This is a genomic window from Pantoea sp. USHLN256 (assembly GCF_037149875.1).
GTDB lineage: Bacteria > Pseudomonadota > Gammaproteobacteria > Enterobacterales > Enterobacteriaceae > Pantoea > Pantoea nemavictus.
This window is the reverse complement of the sequence record NZ_JBBCQO010000002.1, coordinates 170,378-192,866: the sequence shown is the minus strand read 5'-3', so window position 1 is coordinate 192,866 and position 22,489 is coordinate 170,378. Positions and strand designations below refer to the sequence as shown.

15 protein-coding genes are annotated in these 22,489 nt (G+C 54.4%); 11 read left to right on the top strand and 4 right to left on the bottom strand.

Annotated features, from left to right (window positions below):
• Positions 1–152 precede the first annotated feature (152 nt).
• The gene (locus tag WFL93_RS06045) at positions 153–1,496 is read right to left on the bottom strand and encodes an MFS transporter (protein ID WP_336777518.1); all 1,344 of its coding nucleotides are present in this window, start codon (positions 1,494–1,496) and stop codon (positions 153–155) included.
• A 551-nt stretch (positions 1,497–2,047) separates the two neighbouring features.
• Here WFL93_RS06045 and WFL93_RS06040 point away from each other — a divergent pair.
• The 5 genes from WFL93_RS06040 to WFL93_RS06020 all read left to right on the top strand — a co-directional run bounded on the left by WFL93_RS06040 (position 2,048) and on the right by WFL93_RS06020 (position 13,027).
• Positions 2,048–7,936 carry an autotransporter outer membrane beta-barrel domain-containing protein gene (locus tag WFL93_RS06040; RefSeq protein ID WP_336777517.1) on the top strand — a complete coding sequence of 1,963 codons (5,889 nt, stop codon included), beginning with the start codon at positions 2,048–2,050 and terminating at the stop codon, positions 7,934–7,936.
• 319 nt (positions 7,937–8,255) lie between these two features.
• The gene (locus WFL93_RS06035) at positions 8,256–9,692 is read left to right on the top strand and encodes a sugar porter family MFS transporter (protein ID WP_336777516.1); all 1,437 of its coding nucleotides are present in this window, start codon (positions 8,256–8,258) and stop codon (positions 9,690–9,692) included.
• Between the two features lie 132 nt (positions 9,693–9,824).
• Complete coding sequence (locus tag WFL93_RS06030) at positions 9,825–10,646, top strand: TIM barrel protein (RefSeq protein ID WP_336777515.1); 822 nt, start codon at positions 9,825–9,827, stop codon at positions 10,644–10,646.
• A 21-nt stretch (positions 10,647–10,667) separates the two neighbouring features.
• Positions 10,668–11,678 carry a Gfo/Idh/MocA family protein gene (locus tag WFL93_RS06025; RefSeq protein ID WP_336777514.1) on the top strand — a complete coding sequence of 337 codons (1,011 nt, stop codon included), beginning with the start codon at positions 10,668–10,670 and terminating at the stop codon, positions 11,676–11,678.
• A 128-nt stretch (positions 11,679–11,806) separates the two neighbouring features.
• Positions 11,807–13,027 (top strand): aromatic amino acid transporter, encoded by a 1,221-nt coding sequence (locus WFL93_RS06020; RefSeq protein WP_336777513.1) that lies wholly within the window; start codon positions 11,807–11,809, stop codon positions 13,025–13,027.
• A 52-nt stretch (positions 13,028–13,079) separates the two neighbouring features.
• Here the strand turns inward: WFL93_RS06020 and otnK are convergent, their stop codons facing one another.
• Positions 13,080–14,360, bottom strand: a complete 1,281-nt coding sequence (gene otnK / locus WFL93_RS06015; RefSeq protein ID WP_336777512.1) for a 3-oxo-tetronate kinase — start codon at positions 14,358–14,360, stop codon at positions 13,080–13,082.
• Entirely contained in the window at positions 14,354–15,019 is a 666-nt protein-coding gene (locus tag WFL93_RS06010) for an aspartate/glutamate racemase family protein (RefSeq protein ID WP_336777957.1), read from the bottom strand. The genes otnK and WFL93_RS06010 overlap by 7 nt, the downstream gene beginning before the upstream one ends.
• A gap of 207 nt (positions 15,020–15,226) precedes the next feature.
• Here WFL93_RS06010 and WFL93_RS06005 point away from each other — a divergent pair, with 207 nt between their 5' ends.
• Positions 15,227–16,474 (top strand): alpha-hydroxy acid oxidase, encoded by a 1,248-nt coding sequence (locus WFL93_RS06005; RefSeq protein WP_336777511.1) that lies wholly within the window; start codon positions 15,227–15,229, stop codon positions 16,472–16,474.
• A gap of 2 nt (positions 16,475–16,476) precedes the next feature.
• Entirely contained in the window at positions 16,477–17,166 is a 690-nt protein-coding gene (locus tag WFL93_RS06000) for a substrate-binding domain-containing protein (protein WP_336777510.1), read from the top strand.
• Here the strand turns inward: WFL93_RS06000 and WFL93_RS05995 are convergent.
• Positions 17,163–18,197: a LacI family DNA-binding transcriptional regulator gene (locus WFL93_RS05995; protein ID WP_336777509.1), complete on the bottom strand. Its 1,035-nt coding sequence runs from the start codon at positions 18,195–18,197 to the stop codon at positions 17,163–17,165. The two genes, WFL93_RS06000 and WFL93_RS05995, sit on opposite strands and share 4 nt — an antisense overlap.
• Positions 18,198–18,460: 263 nt before the next feature.
• On the opposite strand from WFL93_RS05995, the gene WFL93_RS05990 reads away from it, so the two are divergent.
• The 4 genes from WFL93_RS05990 (at position 18,461) to WFL93_RS05975 (ending at position 22,395) form a co-directional block, all read left to right on the top strand.
• Entirely contained in the window at positions 18,461–19,765 is a 1,305-nt protein-coding gene (locus tag WFL93_RS05990; protein ID WP_336777508.1) for an MFS transporter, read from the top strand.
• Positions 19,766–19,779: 14 nt separating this feature from the next.
• The gene (gene otnC / locus WFL93_RS05985) at positions 19,780–20,418 is read left to right on the top strand and encodes a 3-oxo-tetronate 4-phosphate decarboxylase (protein ID WP_180823846.1); all 639 of its coding nucleotides are present in this window, start codon (positions 19,780–19,782) and stop codon (positions 20,416–20,418) included.
• 36 nt (positions 20,419–20,454) lie between these two features.
• The gene (locus WFL93_RS05980; protein WP_336777507.1) at positions 20,455–21,603 is read left to right on the top strand and encodes a lactonase family protein; all 1,149 of its coding nucleotides are present in this window, start codon (positions 20,455–20,457) and stop codon (positions 21,601–21,603) included.
• An 84-nt stretch (positions 21,604–21,687) separates the two neighbouring features.
• Positions 21,688–22,395, top strand: coding sequence for a hypothetical protein (locus tag WFL93_RS05975; RefSeq protein WP_007892496.1), 708 nt, complete (start codon positions 21,688–21,690; stop codon positions 22,393–22,395).
• The last annotated feature ends 94 nt before the right edge of the window (positions 22,396–22,489 follow it).

Genomic DNA, 22,489 nt, shown 5'->3' with positions numbered 1-22,489 from the left:
TAGCGATCCGATTAGGCGAGAGGTGCAGGAAAATGTTGAAAATAAAGGATATTGCATCGGCGAACTTTTACAAATCCCTAAACCGGCAATGCTTCTGCGAAAAATGCATAAGTAAAAACTGCAGAGCGGCAAGTCGCCGCTCTGTCAGGATATCAATGCTGTTGCCACTGATGATATTCGCCGTTGCGGCGACCTGGCGCAGTTTCGGGCAACCGCAGTAAACCAATGACCGAAATAACCCCCAACACCGCGACATACAGCGCTAAACCATACCAATGCCCCTCGGTCATTTGCAGAATTTTAACCGCCACTAATCCCAGCACGCCGCTGCCAATTAATGAACCGACTTGCCAGATCACTGCGATGCCGCTGCAGCGAATGTGAGTAGGGAAGAGCTCCGGGAACCAGGATGCTTGCGGCGCGTAACACATGCTGTGGCCCAGCGTCAGCGCGATGATCATGGCGATCTGCGTCAACCAATAGATGTTTTGCTGCAGGGCGAGGAAGAACGGCACAATGGCGATGACGATCAGCAGCGCACCCATCATATACACCGGCTTACGGCCAATTCTGTCTGACAGTGCGCCCATCAGTGGAATGGCAAAGACTTCAAGAATGATCGCCACAATCATGCTGTTCATCAGAATGCCGGAATCCAGGTTATTGGTTTTGCCCCATGCCAGAATAATCACGGTAAACAAAGCAAACGCACAGGCTTCAATCAGTTTGGCTGCCACGCCATTGATCACCAAACGCGGATTGCCACGAATCACCTCTTTTAAAGGACGCGACTCCGCGGCTTTGGTTTCCCGGATGGCGGCAAATACCGGTGACTCATCAATGCGCAGGCGGATGAACAAACCGACAATGACCAGCAACGCACTCAACAGAAACGGCACGCGCCAGCCCCAATCCATCATTTGATCTGACGACAGCGTCGCGTTGAGGATCGCGAAGAGCGCCAGCGGCAGTAGAAAACCAACCGGAGCGCCAATTTGCACCCAGCTGGCGAAGAAGCCGCGTCGGGCGGGCTGCGCATACTCCGCCGTCATCAATACGGCGCCAGCTTGTTCACCCCCCACGCCAAAGCCCTGCAACAGACGAATCAAAATCAGCAGCACCGGCGCCCAGATACCGATCTTTTCGTAGGTCGGCAGTAAGCCGATGCAAAACGTTCCGAGTCCGACAATCAGAATGGTGGCGACCAGCGCTTTTTTCCGTCCTACTTTATCGCCGATATGGCCAAAAACGATGCCGCCAATCGGGCGAGCGAGAAACCCGACCGCATAGGTGGCAAACGCGGCAAGGGTGCTGATGAGCGGATCGTGGCTCGGAAAGAAAAGGTGGCCGAAAAACAGCACGGCCGCCGTGCCGTAAGCAAAGAAATCATAGTATTCGGCTGCAGTACCAATTGCGGATGCACTGGCGACGCGCTTAATCAGCGAAGTGTTATCTTTCTCGGTGGCTGGCGTTTGCGTAATGGTTGTCGATGCCATGGGGTAAATCCCTGCGCTATAAATGTTCTACTACCATACAAGGGTGTTTACCAGGATGTTGCGAATATGATCACAGATCGTAAGAGACAAAATGAGGTGCGAAAGTGATTGCGGATAGATGTCGTTGCGGCCTAATGCAGCGTGTGTTTTCAAAACCCTGTTATTTGAGACTTCTAATTAATATCGACTACACAGCGCCTCGAAATGTGCATTATTAATTATGCATACAACTATATATAGCAACCTGAAAATTTAAGCTTTTAACTTCAATTTATTCTGGTCCTATTTATTGCTCTATTTAATTGATCTGCCACAACTTGGTTTCTCTACCTGAGCAGTTGTTAACTGCTGAATCACAACGGTAAATTCTTAATTTGACTTAATTTTATCTTGTTCTCTTATCCCGATCTGGACGTTTTCTTTACAAAGTGTTGTGATACCGCAGTTCAGAACTCTACATATTTATATTTTCAATATCACTTTCTAAAAAAACGTCATGCCTGGCGGCGTTTCGCCGTGCCGAAAATTTTATTTTCTCTCTGGAGGAAAGAATGTTGTTTAAATTAAAACCCCTTGTTATTAGCCTGCTGGCCGCGCAGGGCATGATGTATCCCGCGGCGCAAACTTCAGCCGCTATTATTCAGCCATTTACGCCTGAAAAGAGTGACAACAAAGCTGGCGTATTTTGCGTGTGTAATGGCAGCACACAATCGTTGACCGGCTTGCCGCAGTTTACCCCGGGTAAAAGCGGTGAAGTAGCAACCACCCTGGGTCAGTTACAAGACGAGGGGCGCATCTTTACCGACAGCTTAACCGGTAAAGAGCGCCTCTCGCTCGGGGCGCAAAATTATGACGTGCTGGTTTCGGATGTCGCCAACGGCCTTTATAGCCACTACGCAACCTATGATTCAGCCGCGCTGCGTAATCTGGCCCCCATTAGCCTTAATCAAGCCGTGACCGATTATGAAGATGTGACCGATCAGCAATATCTCAACGCCCGCGTTGCATCAGTGAGTAACGGCACCATCAATGTTCAACTTGGCTCGGCCGGCGCATCCACCACAGCCAACGGTTGGGAGATGGCAGCCAAGCAGAGTCGGCTGTTTACCGCCATGAGCAGCGGCAATATGAACTGGGATAGCGACAATCGCGTTGATTTCAGCGCCATCCAGGCTCCAGCCGGTGCGCGCTGGGCTTACAGTGACGATGCGCTGGTGAACTACAGCGGCAATTTCACGGTTACCACCAAAGATGGCAAGGTGACGAATTTCAATGTCACCAATGTGAGCGATCTGCAGCGTTATAACGATTGGCTGATCGCTCAGTTACAGAGCGCGAATCTCGATCCTGCGACTTACAACAGCGAATTTGATAAAGCCTTTAGCTTCACCAGCGGTAGCGTGGTATGGGCGCTGAACACCCGCGATCCTGACGATGAAGTACTGAAACCGATCGGTGAACGCGTGGTGCTGAGTGCCGATGGCCCCAAAGCCACTGCGACCATCAATGCCGGTAAAACGCTGGAAGTGGTCAACGCTAATGGCGGTGCAATGCGCGCGGATAACGGCGCTACGGCCACCATTAATGGCACGTTATCCAGCAGCGGCAACCGACTCACCGACAACAATGCCTTGGTGTTAACCAACGGCAGTCGCGGCACCAATAACGGCGTGATTAACGGTGGCTTCCTCAATAATGCCGATGGCAGCGGGGTGGATAGCAGCACGCTGGGCTATAACGCGGCGACCGTCGAAGTCAACAACAGCCGTTTTACTAATAATGGCGTGCTCAATCATGCGCTATCAGACGGCTCAAGCGCCATCACCTTGCGTGATGGCAACGCGGTAAATAATGGCACCCTCAATCTTGGGGTCACCGAAACGGTGGAAACTGGCAGCAGCGCAGGCGTGGTGCTGGGCGGTACCACCTCGAGCTTCACCAACAACGGCACGCTGTATATTGGCCGCACGCCGCAAAGCAGTGCCACCGACGCCACCACTGACGTCGCGATCAACCAGAGCGGCGGCACGCGCGGCATGACGCAGCTGTTTGACTCCAGCGCGGTGAATAACGGCCATATCGTGATCGGTTCTTTGGTGCAAAATGCCACGGCGATGCGCGTTGAAAACGCCCCCGATGCCGTGACGCTCAACAATGGCATCATCGATGTTAACGGTCGCGCGCAGTTTAAGCCGGCAGAAAACATCGCTATGCAGGTGATCAATTCCGGCAGCGGCGGCCAGGTAGGCAATGCAGGGATCATTAATCTTAACGGGGACAACAGCACCGGTCTCAAAATCACCGCTACGCCGGGTAATAGCGCGCATGCGTGGTCAACCGGCGCGATCAACGTTAGCGGCGATGCTGACGCCGCTAACGGCACGCGCAATACTGCAGTGTGGGTAACGGGCGAGGATGGCGGCGCCGCGTCTGCCGATCTCAGCGGGCCGATCACTCTTAGCGGTGGAGCGGCGATCGGTATTCGCGCCGAAGGCAATGCCACGGTAAACGTAGCACCGAGCGCGGTGCCCATCTCCGGTAGCGGGCAGTATCAAATCAATTTTCTGGCTATTGGCCCGGATGCCAAAATCAATTTGCCCAGCAACGGTCAATACGGCGTTTCCAGCGGGTACTCGACTATTTTTCGCTATCAGGATGGTGCAGATTTTGATGGCAGCGGCATGACGCTAACACCTGATGCATCCTTCTCTACTGGCGTGATTGGCAGCGGTGAGGGCACGGATATCAATACCCACGGCGCAAGATTAAATATTGGTGGTTATTCCACGGGCGTAGTGGTTGAAGGGGGCGCGCAGGGAACGATCGATGCGGCGACACAGTTGAATTTTGGCAATTATAATAGCCTCGCGGCGCTGGTTGATGGCAACAAACACGATCTCACCGGCTACATCACCAATAGTGTTGCGCATCCTTTCAGCAATACCAGCCTGACCAACCATGCGGCCATGCGCAGCGATTTTGATCGTCAGATGGGCTTGATTGCGCAAAACCAGGCGCAGTTGGTCAACACCGGGAATATCGCGTTTGGCGGAAGCGATACGATTGGGATTCAGTCGCTTTGGGGCGCCAATGTCACCAATAGTGGCGATATCAGCGTGACAAATGGCAGCACCGCGCTGTATGCACAAGGTTATTCGTTCAGCGATCCGCGGGCTGCAACCATCAACAACAGCGGAACACTGAACGTCACCGCAGGTAATGCGCCCGGTTATGCGCCATCGCACGGCATATTGGGCGTGGGCGACAATGTGGAGATTAACCAAAACGGCACCATTAATTTGTACGGCAGTAACGCAGTGGCGGCGGAATTATCCGGCGGCGGGCTGTTAAGGCTGGGGGAAAATAGCAAAGTCGTTTTCCATGATACGAATCAGACGGGTTATGTCTCAACGGCGGCTTTCGCTAATATCGTCAGCAGCGGCGGGCAAACCGATGTCAGCACCGCGGGATCGACTTTGTACCGCCTGGCGGCTGGCAGCATTTTCTATCCCCTGCAACCCGCGGCAATTACTTTGAGCGGTGCGAATACCACCGGGATCGACGCCAGCGGCGTGGGCACCACGCTATTTGGTAGCGATCAATATAACGTCACTGGCGAAGGAGCCACGGCGGTGCGTGGCTCAGAGGGTGCATACGGCTCGGTGAATAACGCCATCACCTTGAGCGGAAATCACACCACTGGGGTGGCAACCGACAGCGGTGGTGCGAACCTGTATCTCACGGCACCGATCACCGGTTCTGGTGACAACGTCACGGCATTAAGCAGCGGCAACGGCGCCCGCGTGCAGAATTTCAGCACAATCGATCTGTTAGGCAATAACAGCACCGGTGCGCACCTCTATGCGGGTGGCAACTTTATCAACGCGGGCAATGTGCACGTAGCCAATGGGGTTGGCGTTGATGCCAGCACCGGCTACGGCCAATACACGCAGATGAGCGGTCAATTGCAGGTTGATAATGGCAGTGCGTTACGCGTGGGTAATGGTGGGGTGCTAAATATCGTCGGAGATGGTGCCGATGATTATTTCAATTACACCAGTACCACTTTTGCCAATAACCATGCCGATACGGTTTTACTGGATCGCGGCGCAAGCGGTTTTATCGCCGACCACGTGGTACTCAGCGCTAACAAAGGTAATGTGATCAACAACCGCGCAGAGACCAGCAATATTTCACTTAACCGGGTGCGGCTGGATATTAACGGCGGCACCGGGATTCGCTCCGCCACCTCATTTGATGAAGGCGGCAGTGCTTATATCAATGTCACGGGCAGCGGCACGGGCTATCTGTTTGCCAATGAAGATGGCTCAACCACCAGCAATGATTTGGTGATCGGACCTGATTACTACATGTTTGTTTCCGGTGACAGCACGGGCGTGCGCGCTAACACCAGCGGCAAAGTGATCACTGAAGGCACCATTGCGGTCTATGACCAAAATGGAGGTTCAGCAATTGTCACCAGTACCGCCAGCGAAGTGATCAACCGTGGCGGCATCATTTCGCTGAGCACGGTATCGCCCATCATCGACTTACGCGGTGGCCAATCGGTGTTTATCAACGAGGGCAATATCAGCGCGCCATTCCCCGAAACCGTTATCGTGGCGGGCGGGGCGACTAACGATCAATTCGCTTTGCTGTCCGGCAAGGTGGTCGGTGACGTCAATACCGGCAACGGTAATGACACTCTGCAACTCTCCGGTGGCACTCTTGATGGCAGCCTGACGATGGGCAGCGGCAGCAATCAGGCGCTGGTAGAGAATGTCAGCCTTGCCAACACGCGCCATATCACCACTGGAAACGGTGTCGGCAGCACGCTGAGCTTTAATCAGATAACGGCACGTGGCGGTTCGCTGGCGGCAGACGATCTCAGCAAAGGTACGAATCTTGGCGGCGGCTGGAGCACCATCAACTTCGCCAATACGCAATGGACGCTCACCGACAACCTCAAACTGGCGCACAGCACCATCAATATTGGCGCAGGATCGACGCTATTTGCCGGCGACGGCGTGAATCCGCTGCTGAGTGGCGCCACTGACGACTCGCTGGTAGTGAATAATGCCGGCACGCTGGATCTCACCAACGGCGGCGGTGCGCCAGGCAACACTCTGACGATTGATGGCGATCTGACCTCCAGCGGCGGACGCGTGAAGCTAAACACGCAAATCGCAGCGGGCGGAACCAGCGACACCCTACGCGTGAACGGCAACACCCGTGGCACCACCTTGCTTGATGTCACGCCAGTGGCAGGCAGTACGGCAATCCTCTCGCCGGATCACGGCATCTCTCTGGCGCAGGTGAGCGGCACGGCCAGCGCTAGCAGTTTTGCGCTGAGCAACGGTTATGTGGCAAGCGGTCCGTGGCAATATGGGCTGTACGGAACACAAAACGCGGCCGCATGGAATTATCGCCTGGCAAACAATTTTATTACGGATGCGGCAGGGAGCGTGGTGCGGCCGAAGGTGACGCCGCAGATGCCCGCGTATATCTCTGCGCCGGTTGGATTGGCATATTACAACATGGCGGTCATGGACGATCTGCATAAGCGTCTTGGCGAGCAGCGTTCAGATAGAAGTGACGCCAGCGGTGAAATGTTTATCCGTTATCTCGGTTCAAACCTGAAGTACAAAACTAATCGCGATGTTAGCCAATACGGCTATGACTTTGACCTTGATTACAGCGCAGTTCAGCTCGGCGGCAATCTGCTGCATCTGCAGGGCGCCAACGACAGCTTGCGGGCGGGTGTGGCTTACACGCGCGGTAATGCGCGTATCCGCCCCGATGCAGTCGATGGCTACAGCTCGACCAGCTTTGATAACGACACCTTGTCGCTATATGCCACCTGGCTGCGCGACAGCGGTTTGTATCTTGATGGCGCGCTGTCGTTTGACTGGCATCGCGGCGACACCGACATTGCCCGGCAAAAAGAGGTCGGCAAGCTTAAAGGCAATGGATGGGGCGCCTCGCTGGAAAGCGGTTACCCATGGCAATTTGCCAACGGCATCCGCCTCGAACCGCAGGCGCAGCTGATGTATTTGCAGCTGAACATGGATGATGTGGTCGATCGCGATAACACCCGCGTGAGCTGGGGCAATTACGATCAAACCATTGGCCGCGTGGGTGCGCGTCTCGATCGCACCTGGCAGGATCAGGCCGGTCAGCAATATACGCCCTATTTGCGGACCAGCTATACGCGCGGTTGGGGCGGATCGGCGACTACGCGCGCCGGTGCCAGCGGTGCGCCAGACAGCGTGAGCTTTGACAGCGGCAAGTTCGGTCAGATGTGGGATATTGGCCTGGGCGGCACGGCAACGCTGAAAAGTGATGTATCGCTGTATGCGGAAGCGGATTACCGCCAGGAGATTGACGGTAATGGTGCTAAAGGCTGGCGTTATAATGCGGGACTACGCTGGATGTTTTAAATTAAAGCGTTTTGTTTCCAGGTGCGCATAAATGCGCACCCTAGGAAACCAATCCGTGCATTTCATGATAACCGCGCTGTTATTCTGTTGGGTCGCCATTCATGGCGACCTTTTTATTTATTACCAATCCAAAACCCGCTCAAATAACTATCTCCCCACCTGATGTAATTCCATCAAAATAAAAATCGCAAAATGCTTGAACTCACATTTCGGAAATTATATTTCAAATAAAAATTAACATGAAATAAAAACGTCGATAGCGTAAAGGTTCTGTTTTGTTCTGCCGTATTTCCTTAAGCATTTTTTACCAGGAGGTATTATGGAAAGAGAACTTTTTATATCGACCAACACGGCATCAGGCCCAAATAGCATCACACGAACTGAACCTTTTGTTAAAATTATTGCGCTGGTCGCGACGCTGGGTGGGTTACTGTTTGGTTACGATACCGGCGTGGTATCGGGCGCTTTACTATTTATGCGTGACGATCTACAGCTCACGCCTTTTACCACCGGATTAGTCACCAGTTCACTGCTATTTGGCGCCGCCTTTGGTGCACTGCTTGCTGGCCATTTTGCTGATGCATGGGGTCGCCGCAAGATTATCATCTCTCTGGCCTTTATCTTCGCGCTTGGCGCCATCGGTTCGGCCTTCGCACCCGATGTCATCTCAATGATCGCTTCACGCCTGTTTCTGGGCATCGCCGTCGGCGGCGCGGCGGCTACGGTGCCGGTGTATATCGCAGAGATCGCACCGGCAAACAAACGTGGCCAGCTGGTGACCTTACAGGAGCTGATGATTGTCTCGGGCCAGTTGTTGGCTTACGTTTCCAACGCCACCTTTAATGAAATCTGGGGCGGCGAACACACCTGGCGCTGGATGATTGCCCTCTCCACCGTGCCAGCGGTACTGCTGTGGTTTGGCATGATCTTCATGCCGGAGAGCCCGCGCTGGCATGTGATGCGCGGTAATAACAAAGAGGCACGTAAAGTACTGGAGAAAACGCGTGCGGCCGATGATGTCGATTGGGAACTGGAGGAGATTGAAGAGACGCTCGAAGAGAACCGGCAGCAGGGTAAAGGCCGCCTGCGCGATCTGCGCACGCCGTGGCTGCGAAAAGTGTTCCTGCTCGGGATTGGTATTGCCGCGATCCAGCAACTTACCGGCGTCAATACCATCATGTATTACGCACCGACCATGCTCACGGCAACCGGTCTAAGCAACGATGCAGCGCTGTTTGCCACTATCGCCAACGGCGTGATTTCTGTCGTGATGACGCTGGTGGGTATCTGGCTGATCGGCAAAATTGGCCGTCGCCCGCTGGTGCTGGTCGGTCAGATGGGCTGCACCGCTTGCCTGTTTTTAATCGCTGCCGTGTGCTTCTTTATGCCGGAATATTATCAGGCGGGTGAGGTCAATCTGCTGCGTGCTTATCTGGTGTTAGCGGGCATGTTGATGTTCCTGTGCTTCCAGCAAGGTGCGCTGTCGCCGGTCACTTGGCTGCTGCTGTCGGAGATCTTCCCCGCGCGCATGCGTGGTATCTGCATGGGCGGCGCGGTGTTTGCACTGTGGATGGCTAACTTTGCCATATCGATGGCGTTCCCGCTGCTGCTGGCGGCATTTGGTCTGGCAGGCGCGTTCTTAACCTTTGCCGTGATTGGCATTGGCGGTTCGATGTTCGTGCTGCGCACGATTCCGGAAACCAAGGGACGCAGCCTGGAGCAGGTCGAGCACTATTTCCATGAGTTGTATAAATGATGTTGCGCTGATGTAAATCCATCAACGTTCTGGCAGAGCAGCATTAAAAGATAGCTTACTATCGCCAGATGTCGTCGCGTCACAACAAAACAGAAATTAAAACAACATCATTATTTCAGGATAGAACACACCATGACCTACAAAATAAGCCATGACCGACTGTGCGTTAATCGTAAAATTGCCCCTAACCTCAGCATTGAGCGTTTTTTCTCGCTGGTTGAACAGCTGGGTTTAAATAAAGTTGAAATCCGCAATGATATGAAAAGTGGCCGCGTGACCGATAATTTATCCGCTGAGGAAGTGCGTGATCTCGCGACTCAACATGCTTTCACCATCGAAACGATTAATGCAGTTTATCCGTTTAATCAATTAACCGATGAGGTACTGGAAAAAACGCTCGGCTTATTAAAAGATGCGCAAGCAACCGGTGCTAAAGCATTGGTACTTTGTCCATTGAATGATGGCACCGCTATTTCCCAGCAGCAAACCATAGACGCGTTGAAAACCCTTGCGCCGCTGTTTGCCGAATATGGCATTGCGGGTCTGGTTGAGCCGCTCGGCTTCCCACAAAGCTCACTGCGTTCTGCCGCGCTGACACAACAGTTGATTACGCAAGCTGGTGCACCGTTCAAAATCGTACTGGATACCTTTCACCACCACTTGTACGAAGGCGCTGAGCAGGATTTCGCTGGTGGTATTGAGGTGAGCAACATCGGGCTGGTGCACTTGTCAGGTGTGACCGACGCGCGTCCAACGCATCTGCTCACCGACGAAGAGCGGATCATGCTGAGTGCTGATGACTTGCTGAAATCAAAACAGCAGGTGCAGCGTCTGGAAGAGAGGGGTTATCGCGGTATTTATGCCTTTGAACCTTTTTCTTCGGTGATGGAAGCATGGAGCGAAGAAGAGATTGCTCAGCAAATTAAATCCAGCATTGCTTACCTGAATGACTAACCTCCCCCTAAGGAACACTCCATGACGCTCAATATTGGTGTAATTGGCACGGGCGCGATCGGCCGCGAACACATTCGTCGTTGTAGCCAGGTGCTGCAGCATTCACGCGTGGTGGCGCTGAATGACATCAACCGCGCTAACTGCGAACAGATCATCAAGGATCTGGCCATTCAGGCCGAGATCTACGACAACGCACACGACCTGATTAACGCGCCCGAGGTGCAGGCAATTCTGGTTACTTCGTGGGGGCCGACGCATGAAGAGTTCGTGCTCGCGGCGATCAACGCGGGTAAAGCGGTGTTCTGTGAAAAACCCTTGGCGGTCACCGCGCAAGGTTGCATGAACATTGTTGAAGCCGAAATGGCAGCCGGTAAGCAATTGGTGCAGGTTGGCTTTATGCGACCGTACGACAGCGGCTATCGCGCGCTGAAAGCGGTAATTGACAGTGGCGAGATTGGCGAACCGTTGATGCTGCACTGCGCGCACCGTAATCCCGAGGTGGGCGATTCATACACTACCGACATGGCGATCACCGATACGCTGATTCATGAGCTCGATGTGCTGCGCTGGTTGCTAAAAGACGATTATGTCAGCGCGCAGGTGATCTATCCACGCACAACCCGTAAAGCCTCTGCGCATCTGAAAGATCCACAAATCGTGTTGCTGGAAACCGCCAAAGGTGTGCGCATCGACGTTGAAATCTTCGTCAACTGTGCTTACGGCTACGATATCCAGTGTGAAGTGGTGGGCGAAAGCGGTATTGCGCGGCTTCCTGAGCCGATGTCCGTGCAAACACGCAGCGCGGCGAAGCTCTCTACCCGCATTCTCACCGACTGGAAAAAGCGTTTCATTGATGCCTATGACGTGGAATTGCAGGACTTCATTAACAACGTGTTGTCCGGTGAGATGACCGGTCCTTCGGCGTGGGACGGTTACGCGGCGGCGGTCGCCGCCGATGCCTGCGTGGCGGCGCAAACCTCCGGTGACATCGTGCCGGTCACCATGCCGACGAAACCTGCATTCTATCATTGAGTCACTCTCCTCTCGCCAAACGCGCGTTCAGATTCAGCTGACGCGCGTTTTATCTGGTTACAAACTCTCTTCTTAGCGTTATCCCGTGTATCATCGCCGCCTTTAAGCTGTTTTGTAGGGAATAAGTGATGACGGAGATGACATTGTCCCGCCGCCAGCCTTCCGTTTGGTGGGGCGCGATGATTATTTGCGGCACCGTGGTGGGCGCCGGCATGTTTACGCTGCCGGTGGTGATGGCGGGTGCGTGGTTTGGCTGGGCAATGGTGCTACTGCTGATCAGCTGGGGCGGCATGCTGCTATCCGGCTTACTGTTTATGCGCGTGAGCCTGACCTATCCGCCGGGCGCGGGCTACGATACCTTGACCAAAGATCTGCTGGGGCGCGGATGGGCAGCGCTCAATGGCCTCAGCATCTTGTTTGTACTCGGCATTCTCACCTACGCCTACATTTCCGCCAGCGGCCCGGTCTATCAACATTCACTTAACCAGGCGGGATTGCCCATCTCCACCGCTGAGGCGAAAATTTTGCTGGCCGTGTGTGTGGCGGCGGTGGTGTGGCTCGGCACCACCGGCGTCAGTCGTTTAATGACCTTCTGCGTACTGGCCAAAATTCTGCTGCTCATTCTGCTATTCGGCGGCTTGCTGACGCAGGTGAATGTGCCATCGCTGCTGAGCGCGCCAGCGGCCGGGGAACGTTACTGGCCGTATGCGCTGGGCGTACTGCCGTTTTGTCTCGCCTCGTTTGGCTATCACGGCAATATCACCGGGCTAGTCAGCTATTACGCCGGCAATAAAAAACACATCACGCGCGCTTTGGTGTTGGGCACGCTGATGTCACTGGCGCTGTATCTGTTTTGGCTAACCAGCACCATGGGTAATCTGCCGCGCGCGGCGTTTCCCGCGATCGTGAAGCAGGGCGGCGATATCGCTGCGCTGATGGCGGCGCTGCGTGAACATCTGCACGTCAATGCGTTATCGCTCATGATGTCGATCTTCTCGCATTTTGCAGTAATCGCCTCATTTCTGGGCGTAACCGCCGGACTGTTTGATTTCATCGCCGATCGCCTTAGCCTCGGCAATTCACCGGGTGCACGCCTGCAAACGGCGTGTCTGACATTCTTGCCGCCGCTGATGGCTTCGATCCTGTGGCCGCACGGATTTGTCGCAGCGATTGGTTTTGCCGGACTTTTTGCGACTTTGTGGGCGGTGTTTATTCCGGCGCTGCTGGCATGGAAGTCACAGCAGCGCTGTTCGCTGGCGGTGATATTACTGCTGGTATTTGGTGCGCTGAATATTCTCGCCTGGCTGCTGAGCTGGTTTCAGCTGCTGCCGGCGTTCGATGGGCGCTAACGAAAACAGAAGACAACGTCATCTAGAGGTTGTCTTCTGTTTTATGGGGGAGTTAATCGCCTGAAGCGGCTAAAACCTTAAGAGCATGGGAGAAGAAATCGCGCCGGCCAAAATTACCCGATTTCAATGCCAGCGCCAGCGGCCGATCGCGCTGAGCAAACAGCGCCGGCACGCCGGGATCGATTTCGCGGCCAACCTGCAAACAACCTAAATCAAGCGCACTGACGACCGCACCCGACGTTTCTCCGCCGCCCACCACCAAACGCTGAATGCCCGCTTCATACACCAGCTTGCGTGCGCTGTCTCCAAACAGCTGATCAAGACGTTGTGAGATGTTGTGCTGACCAAACTTTTGTTGCGCTTGCTTTACGCTGGCCGGATCGCCAGATGAGTAAACCAGCGGGCAATCATCCTGATGCGCAAGGATAAAGTTCACCACGTCATCGGCGTGAATGCGTTGCGCCATCACATCCTGAATCTCTATCGCCAGCACCGCATGGTGTTTTTGGTGCTCCTCAATCTGCCCGCGCGTAGCGCCAGAACAGCTGCCCACCAGAATCGCACTAGGGCCAGCGATCGCGGGGAATTTACGGCTATCTCCCTGTGCCTTACCGGCACTGATAAAGTTGTGCGGTAACGCCAGGGCAATGCCCGAACCACCGCTGATCAGCCGCGCTTCCGCCGCCGCGACGCCGATTATCGTCAGGTCGTGGTCGCTCAGCGCATCGACAACCAGTAATTGCGGCTCATCTTCGCTATGGGCTTGCAACCTCTCACGCAGTTGTTCACCGCCTTGTACCACCTGCTGCCAGCGAATGTGGCTGACGCGCGTGCGAGCCTGACGCGCCAGTAAGCGGCGAATATCAGCATCTTTCATCGGCGTGAGCGGATGATGTTCCATCCCGGACTCATTCAGTGGGCGATCGTGGACAAACAGATTGCCCTGATAAACCGTACGTCCCATGGCGGGGAACGCAGGGCAAACAATGACGCGCCGCGCTTCTAAACGTGCGGCGAGTGCGTCGAGCACCGGGCCAATATTGCCGTCGTCGGTGGAGTCAAAGGTGGAGCAGTATTTAAACACGATCTGCGTACAGCCCTGATCCAATAACCATTCGCAGGCGGCCAATGATTGCTGCACCGCTTCAGCGGCGGGCAGGGAGCGCGACTTCAGGGCGATAACGCCGGCCTCAACGTCTGCCGTTGCAGGCTGTTGCGGTATGCCGAGATATTGCGTGGTATGTAAACCGCCTTCACCCGCCAATCCTTTCGATAACGTCACGGCAATATCGCTGGCACCGGTAAAATCATCGGCAATGACCCCAATCAGCATGATGCACCTCCGATGGCCAACTGCATTTTTTTCACTGCCGCGTGCGGCGCGGTTAACACGGGAATCGCCACCTGCTCACGCACGGCGGCTGCGGCACGCGACGTTGAGAAGTGCGCCAGCATAATTACATCGCAGTGGCTCAGCTGGGGCGCGAACTCTGCCACTAAACGGTTGTGGCTGGTGACATCACCTTTACGCAGCAGATCGATAGCGTCCGGAACCAGCACGGTTTCCAGCGTCGCGTTTGAGCCAATCTGCGCGGCATAGTGGTTAAACTCATCGCACATGGTTACCAATGACGGTCCAAAGGTGGCCAACATGCCAATTCGCTCACCTTGCTGCAGTGCCGCTTCAAACATCGCTTCATTGGGTTTCAGCACCGGCACCGGCAGTGCCGCAGCGAGCTCATCAATCGCCGGGCCAAAAGCGGAACAGGTCACCAGAATGCCATGCGCATTCATCGCATAACCGTAACGGCCAAACGCCACAAAGCGATCGATCAGCGGGCGCGACAGCTGTTCCTCTTTGGCGCGATCGAGGGTCAAACCATCATCCAGTAAGTTCACCACTTCGGCTTCAGGCCAAAGATCGTTAAACGCTTCCTGAATAGGGGACATCGCCACCGGGGTGGCATGCAATAAAACTATGCGTTGGCTCATCATTCTCTCCGTCACCAGCGATACACAAGTGAATTACAGCACACCATACTTAATCTTAGATGAAAATGTAAGGGCTTACATTTGTCTTGATATAGTGACAGCTGTCACATAAAAAAACTGTGTATCTGGCAGGATATAGATTGGAAGCATTCGTCAGAATGCCTATTTTGAAATCGCTTACTTATTGGATAACACTGAGAACGCACTATGACCATTCGTGGAGAAACCACCGCTATTAACGTAAACGTGACACCCGAAGCGCAGGTGCGTCCTGCGAATACGGTGCCACGCCATTTTCGTGACTTGCTGGCGCTGGAGGATTTTGAACGTCACGCGCGCAAGCGGTTACCCAATATGATTTATCAGTACGTTAAAGGCGGCGTGGAAACCGGCAGAGGATTGGCTGCCGCCTATGAGGCTTACCAGCAATATGTGTTTGTGCCGCGCATGTTTCGTGACGTGTCGGGGCGCGATCAGCGGGTTAATTTGCTGGGTCATGACTGGTCGCATCCGTTTGGCGTTGCTCCGCTGGGCGGCGCGTCATTTGTCAGTTACCGCGCAGATCTGATGCTGGCGAAAGCGGCAAGAGCGATGAATGTCCCGATGATCCTCAGCGCATCGTCATTGATTCCGCTGGAAGAGGTGATTGCTGCCAACCCGGAAGCCTGGTTCCAGGCTTATCTGGCGGGCGATCAACCGCGTATCGATCGTTTAGTCGATCGCGTTGAACGCGCGGGCTACAAAACATTAGTGGTCACCGGCGATACGCCAATGCTGGGTAATCGTGAACATAACACCCGCAGCGGCTTCAGTATGCCGATAAAACTCACGCCAAAAGTGATGTGGCAAAGCGCGATGAGCCCACGCTGGCTGCTGGGTACGGTGGCACAAACCTTCCTGCGCCATGGTGCGCCGCACTTTGAAAATACCGATGCCGAACGCGGCCCGCCGATGATGTCGAGTAAAGTGCGCAACACCAATGCCCGCGACCAGCTGAGCTGGAAACATGTCGAAGCGATCCGCAAAAAATGGAAAGGTAATCTGGTGATCAAGGGCTTGATGTCACCGGATGATGCGTTCATTGCGCGCGATCTCGGGGCGGATGCGGTGATTCTTTCCAATCACGGCGGCCGCCAGCTTGATCACACCGTGCCGCCTCTGCATACGCTGGCGGAAATTGCTGCCGCGAAGGGCGATATGAAGGTGATTATCGACAGCGGTATTCGCCGTGGTACCGATGTAATGAAAGCCATGGCGCTGGGCGCCGACTTCGTGTTTCTGGGACGCCCATTCCTGTATGGCGCAGTGATTGGCGGGCAGGCCGGTATTGAGCACGCTATGCATATCCTGCGTGATGAAATTGACCGCGACTTAGCGCTGATTGGCGTGACGCGCCCTGACCAACTTGACGCTGCGCTGCTGCGTCGCGCACCGCTTTTCGCGCGGGAGGCTTAAGCATGGAACTGCCGATCTACAGCGCGCTGGCACTGAGTGCGCCCTTTACTACGCTGATTCCCGCATGGCAGGCGCAACAGCCTGCGACACCGCTGGCGATTCGCTGGCATCCCAGCACCATTATTGAAAAGGAGCTCAATGCGGGCGCGCAGGCCGAGGTGGTGATTGCGACCGTTGAAACGCTCGATCGCCTAACAGAATCGGGTATCGCCGATGCGCGCACGCGGATTGAACTGGTTGATTCGCCGATCGGTGTCGCGGTGCGGGCAGGCGCGGCACAGCCGGATATCAGTAATCGTGACAACCTTGTCAAGGCGCTGCTGGCGGCACGCTCGGTAGCCTGGTCAGAAGCGGGGGCCAGCGGCGTATGGTTTTCGCAGCTGTTAAAACAGCTCAATATCGATGCAGAACTGCGCGCGCGCGGTACGGTGATTCCGGCAGGGTTTACTGCGGAACAACTGGTGAACGATAAGGCCGATCTGGCGATACAGCAGATTAGTGAATTGCTAATGGTAGAGGGCATTGATGTGGTTGGGCCGCTGCCGCCCGGCACGCAGCAGGCCATTTCGCTTTCTGCGGCGGTGTTGAGCCGTGCTCAGCAGCCAGAGCGTGCGCAAACCTTTCTCACCTGGCTGAAAACGCCGCCGGTGACGGACGTGTTCAGCCGGTTTGGCATGGTCAGCCGCGATTAACGCTCCTGACGGGGCACCGAGCCGCTGCTGCCCCGTACAATCAGTTCGGTACCAATCTGCGTATGCGTTTGTGCCGGCAGATTGTTCAGCGTGTTCAACAAATAGTTGGCTGCATGTTCGCCAATTGAGGCTAAATCGACGCGCATGGTGGTCAGCGGATGCTCCAGATGCTCGGCATATTCGTAGTCGTTGAAGCCGACAATGGAGATATCATTAGGGATGCGCAAATAGCGCTCGCTGGCCGCGCGCATCGCCCCAAACGCCAGCAGATCGTTACCGCAAATGATGGCGGTAGGCGGCTGCGGGCCATCGAGTAGGCGGAACACCGCTCGGCGCGCATCATTCATGCTGAAGGCGTTATCAATGAGATGCGTGTCCGGCAGCGTTAATCCGCGCTGCTGCAAAGCGCGGCGCGTACCGTTGAGACGTTCGGAAATACGATCATTCGACGGCGGCGTGCCGACAATCACCGCAAAATGCTGGTGCCCTAAGCCCAGCAAATGCTGAGCCATGCTCTCCGCTGCACCCTCGCTGTCATAGCCAACGCAAGGTCTTTCGCTGTCTTGCGAAAAGGTCTGCACGCAGGCGATCTCCTGCTGAACAATGCGCTCCCAAAGCTTCGGATGGTGGGTATTTCCCACCAGCATCAGGCCATCAATGCCGTATTCAATCAGCTTATTAACTTCTTTCAGCTCGGTTTCCGGATCGAAATTTGAGTTGGCCAATAGCAGCGTATAACCGGCTTCGTGAATCAATTGCTGAAAAGCCGCCAACGGGCGCGAAAAGGTTTCGGTCGCCAGCGTCGGCACCACCGCGCCAATGGTCATACTGCGGCGTGAGGCGAGGGTGCGAGCGGCGCGGTTGATGACATATCCCAACTCCTCGCAGGCTCTCTCCACGGCTTCACGACGCGACGCCTTTACCGTAGTGCTGCCGTTGAGTACGCGCGAAACCGTCGCCGTTGATACCCCTGAGAGACGCGCAACATCATCCAGTGATACGCGGCCAGATCCATTTTGCTTCTCACTCATCAAGTCACTCCTGCAGAAAGAGTGAGCTTGCCCACAAAAATTGCAGACAACTCACTATCAATTTTGAAAGCGCTTACTTTTGGCTTGACTGAATTTTGTAATCGCTTACTTTTGACATCATGTTATCAGGTTGGGTGTGCCTGCTCACGTTTTTTAACACGTTTATGACCTGTCACCCCCAAATTTAACCACAACGCGGGCTGCGGGCGTCGCAGGGCCGCAGAACCTTTGTTACCTCTCAATAAATCATAAAGGAATTCACCATGCGCAGATATCCACGAATTCGCTGGCTGATGATCGTGTTCTGCTTTTTCGCTATCGCAATCAATTACATCGATCGTATTAACCTTGCGATCGCTGCACCGCACATCAAAGCCGATTTAGGGCTGGATGACACCAGCATGGGGCTGATTCTGGGCGCCTTTTTCTGGACCTACGCGCTGATGCAAATCCCCGCTGGACGCTTACTCGATCGCCTCGGTGCCCGCGCCGGTCTGGCCATCGCGGTAGGCTGGTGGTCGTTGTTTACGGTGTTTACCTCGTTTGGTAAAGGTTTCACTTCACTTTTTGCGGCACGCTTAGCATTAGGGTTGGGTGAGGCCGGCGGAAATCCGGGCTGTGTGAAAGTGGTTTACAGTTGGTTCCCGAAAAAGCAGCGTGCGACGGCGAGCGGTATTTTTGATGCCGGCCCGCGTGCTGGCAGTGCGCTGGCGCTGCCGCTGGTCGCCTGGCTGATTAGCGTGTGGAACTGGGAAACCTCCTTTATCGTGACTGGCGCTTTAGGGCTGATTTGGGTGGTGATCTGGTTAGTGTTCTATCGCGAACCGGAAGAGATGAAAGGCCTGGATGAAACCGAGCGCCAGAATTTGCTGGAAGATCGCGCTTTACCCACCACGCAGGCCAACGCGAAAGTCGAGTTGTGGTCGCTGTTCCGCCATCGCAATGTGTGGGGCATGATGATTGGCTTCTTCTGCATGAATTTCGCCACCTACTTTTTTGTCACCTGGTTCCCAACCTATCTCACCGTTGCGCACGGCTTTTCGTTGAAAGAGCTGGGTACGCTGGGCGCCATTCCTGCTCTGATGGGGATTCCGGGCAGCCTGCTGGGTGGGGTGGTCTCAGATGCCCTGTACCGCAAAGGGTTTAGTCTGACCGTAGCACGCAAAACCTGCCTGATTAGCGGCATGCTGCTCTCCAGCGTCATTGCCTTCGCGGCCTTTACCGACAGCATTGCGGTCATTCTGACGCTGTTCTCCATTACTTACGCCGGTTTAGCGTTTACCGCCGCCAATATTTGGACGCTGCCCGCGGACGTGGCGCCAGCCAGTAATTACGTCGCCACGCTGGGCGGTATTCAGAACTTTGCCGGCAACCTCGCTGGGATTGTCACCGCGTCATTCACCGGCTTGATGTTGAGCCTGAGCCACGGTTCCTTTGTGGTACCACTGCTGGTTGCGGGCGGTATCTGTGTGCTGGGTGCGCTGACCTTTATGTTTGTGCTCGGCAAGCTGGAACCCTTACCGATCAGCCCCAAAGGTGATACCAACGTGATTGCCACCGCCAACTAATAGGAGTGATTTCGATGCAAAATGAACAGTCGTTGCGTGAGGAAATTTGCCAGGTAGGAGCCGATTTGTTTAATCGCGGCTATACCACCGGCACGGCGGGTAACATCAGTGCTCGCCTGGAGGATGGCTGGCTAATTACGCCAACCGACGCCTGCCTGGGGCATCTGGAGCCGGGCCGCATTGCTAAGGTCAATCGCGATGGCGAATGGGTTTCGGGCGATAAACCGTCAAAAACGCTGTTGCTGCATCGCCAGATTTACGATCGCAACCCGGAAGCGCACGGCGTGGTGCACACCCATTCCACCCATCTGGTACAGCTTACGCTGGCAGGCGTTTGGCAACGCGACAGTATTTTGCCGCCGCTCACGCCGTATCAGGTGATGAAAGTAGGGCGCATCCCGTTGATCGATTATCGCCGTCCGGGCCATGCCGACGTTGCGGAGCAGGTTGCTGAACTGGCAAACGAGGTGCGCGGCGTGATGCTGGAAAGATTAGGGCCCGTGATGTGGGGCAAATCAGTTTCGACGGTGAGTTTTGCCCTTGAGGAGCTGGAAGAAACCGCACGACTGTGGCTGAACTGTGTGGATAAGCCTGACGCGCTGCCGGAGAAAGCGGTATTGGAGTTGTGTGAGCACTTTAATACGCGCTGGTAACTCGATCGCTGTCCCCTACAAAAAAGAGACCTATCAATGAACAAGACGGTAATGGCCGCCGGCATGATGCTGTTTGCATCCGCGGTAATGGCGCAGGAAAAGTCATTTGTCTACGTATCTAATGGCGACAGTGGCACGGTGACGGCCTATGCGCTGAATAAGACCCAGCAGCAGCTCAAGCCGGTGGGTGAATATCCCAGCGGCCTGAAAAGTATGCCAATGGTGGTATCGCAGGATAAGAAAACGCTTTACGTCTCGGTCCGCAGCCAGCCATACCATGTTTCGGCCTGGCATATTCAGCCCGATGGAACGCTGAGCCATTTTGCCGATACGCCATTGCCTGAAGCGATGGCGTATTTAGCGCTGGATAAAAGCGGGCGCTTTCTGCTCTCCTCCTCTTACGGCGGGGATCTCTTCAGCATTAATCGCATCGCCAGCGATGGCAAAGTAGAGAGTGCGCCAGTACAGGTGGTGCATACCGGCAAGCGGGCGCATGCGATCCAAACCGATCCCAGCAATCAATTTTTATATGTACCGTTGCTGGGCGCCGATCAACTGCTGCAATATCGGTTTGATAGCAAAAGTGGAAAAGTGACGGCCAATAGCCCCGCCTTTGTGAATATCCAGCGCGAAGCCGCCACCGGGCCGCGCCATTTCGCCTTCGCACCGCAGCGTGATGGGCGAGGTGAACAGAATCTATATTTGCTGACCGAAATGGCGGGCAACATTTCGCGCCTCACGCTGAATAAAGATGGCACGCTGACGGAGCATGAGGCGACGCCATCACTCGATCCGCTTATCGCGGCGAACATGCAGCGCGGTGAAGCGCGGCCACTGACTGGCGATGATGATTTGCCGAAATCGGCCAAACCGCGCCTATGGCAAGCCGATATTCACCTCACCCCTAACGGCCGGTTCCTGTATTCCACCGAACGCACCAGCAGTAATATTACGGCGTTTCGCGTTTCCCCGCAGGATGGCCGCTTAACGCTAATTAATAGCACCCAAACAGAAGCACAACCGCGCGGATTTGCGATTGATAATTCTGGCCGCTATTTAATTGAATCGGGTCAGAAATCAACCCAGGTGTCGCTCTACTCCATTGATCAAGACAGCGGCAAACTCACATTAATTGAGCGTGTGCCCACCGGAAAGGGCGCAAATTGGGTCACTATCGTTGAGTAAATAAAGCACTCATTATTTTCTCTGTGTAATTGATGAACGTTATTTTTTCGATGCGTTATATATATTGTCAGTAAAGGAGTTTTTATGTCGACTATTCGCAAGACATTACTGAGCACCTTATTTTGCTCAACCCTATTTAGTGTGGCAATGCAGGCGCAGGCTGCAGAAAAAGGCGTCGCCACCCATCTTGAACCGCTACATCACGTTATTCTGGAAAATAAATACGTCACCGTAATGCGCGTGTTGATTCAACCGGGGCAATCTACCCAGTTTCATGAGCAGCATCTTGATTATGTGAATACACATATTGAGGGCAGCCCGGTGAAAATTGAATATCCGGATAAACCCGTTAACAACACTGAAATGAAAAGCGGTAATGTTAAATTTGGCGCGCATCAGGGCAAGTCAGAAACCGATAAAGTGACCAATACCGGTAGCACCGTTAATCATCAGGTCGCTTTTGAAATTAATATCCCCGGGCCGCAACATTTTGGTAACGCCACCCGGCCTGCCAGTGATGCTTTTCAGCAGGTGCTGGATAAGAAAACCGTCCGCGGCTGGAAGGTCACACTCAAACCGGGCGCCAGCACCGGAGAATACACGCAACACGGGCCTGGCGTGCGCGTGTTCTTTACTGAGGGGCGGGTTCTGGTTGCCGATCAGGCTCACGCCAATCGGGTAAAAGAAATTTGGGTCCATCCCGGCGATGCGTTTTTAACCGAACCTGGCAAGGTCGATATAACGGCCGCCAGTGGCGAAAATATCATCTTCAATGATTATGAATTGTTATAGCACTGTTTGTATTTTGTGAATCTAAGCGTTCTGATAATCTGCACTTCTGTGGCCTTGCTGCAGAAGTGCATTATTGTTTTTACCATACTAATAA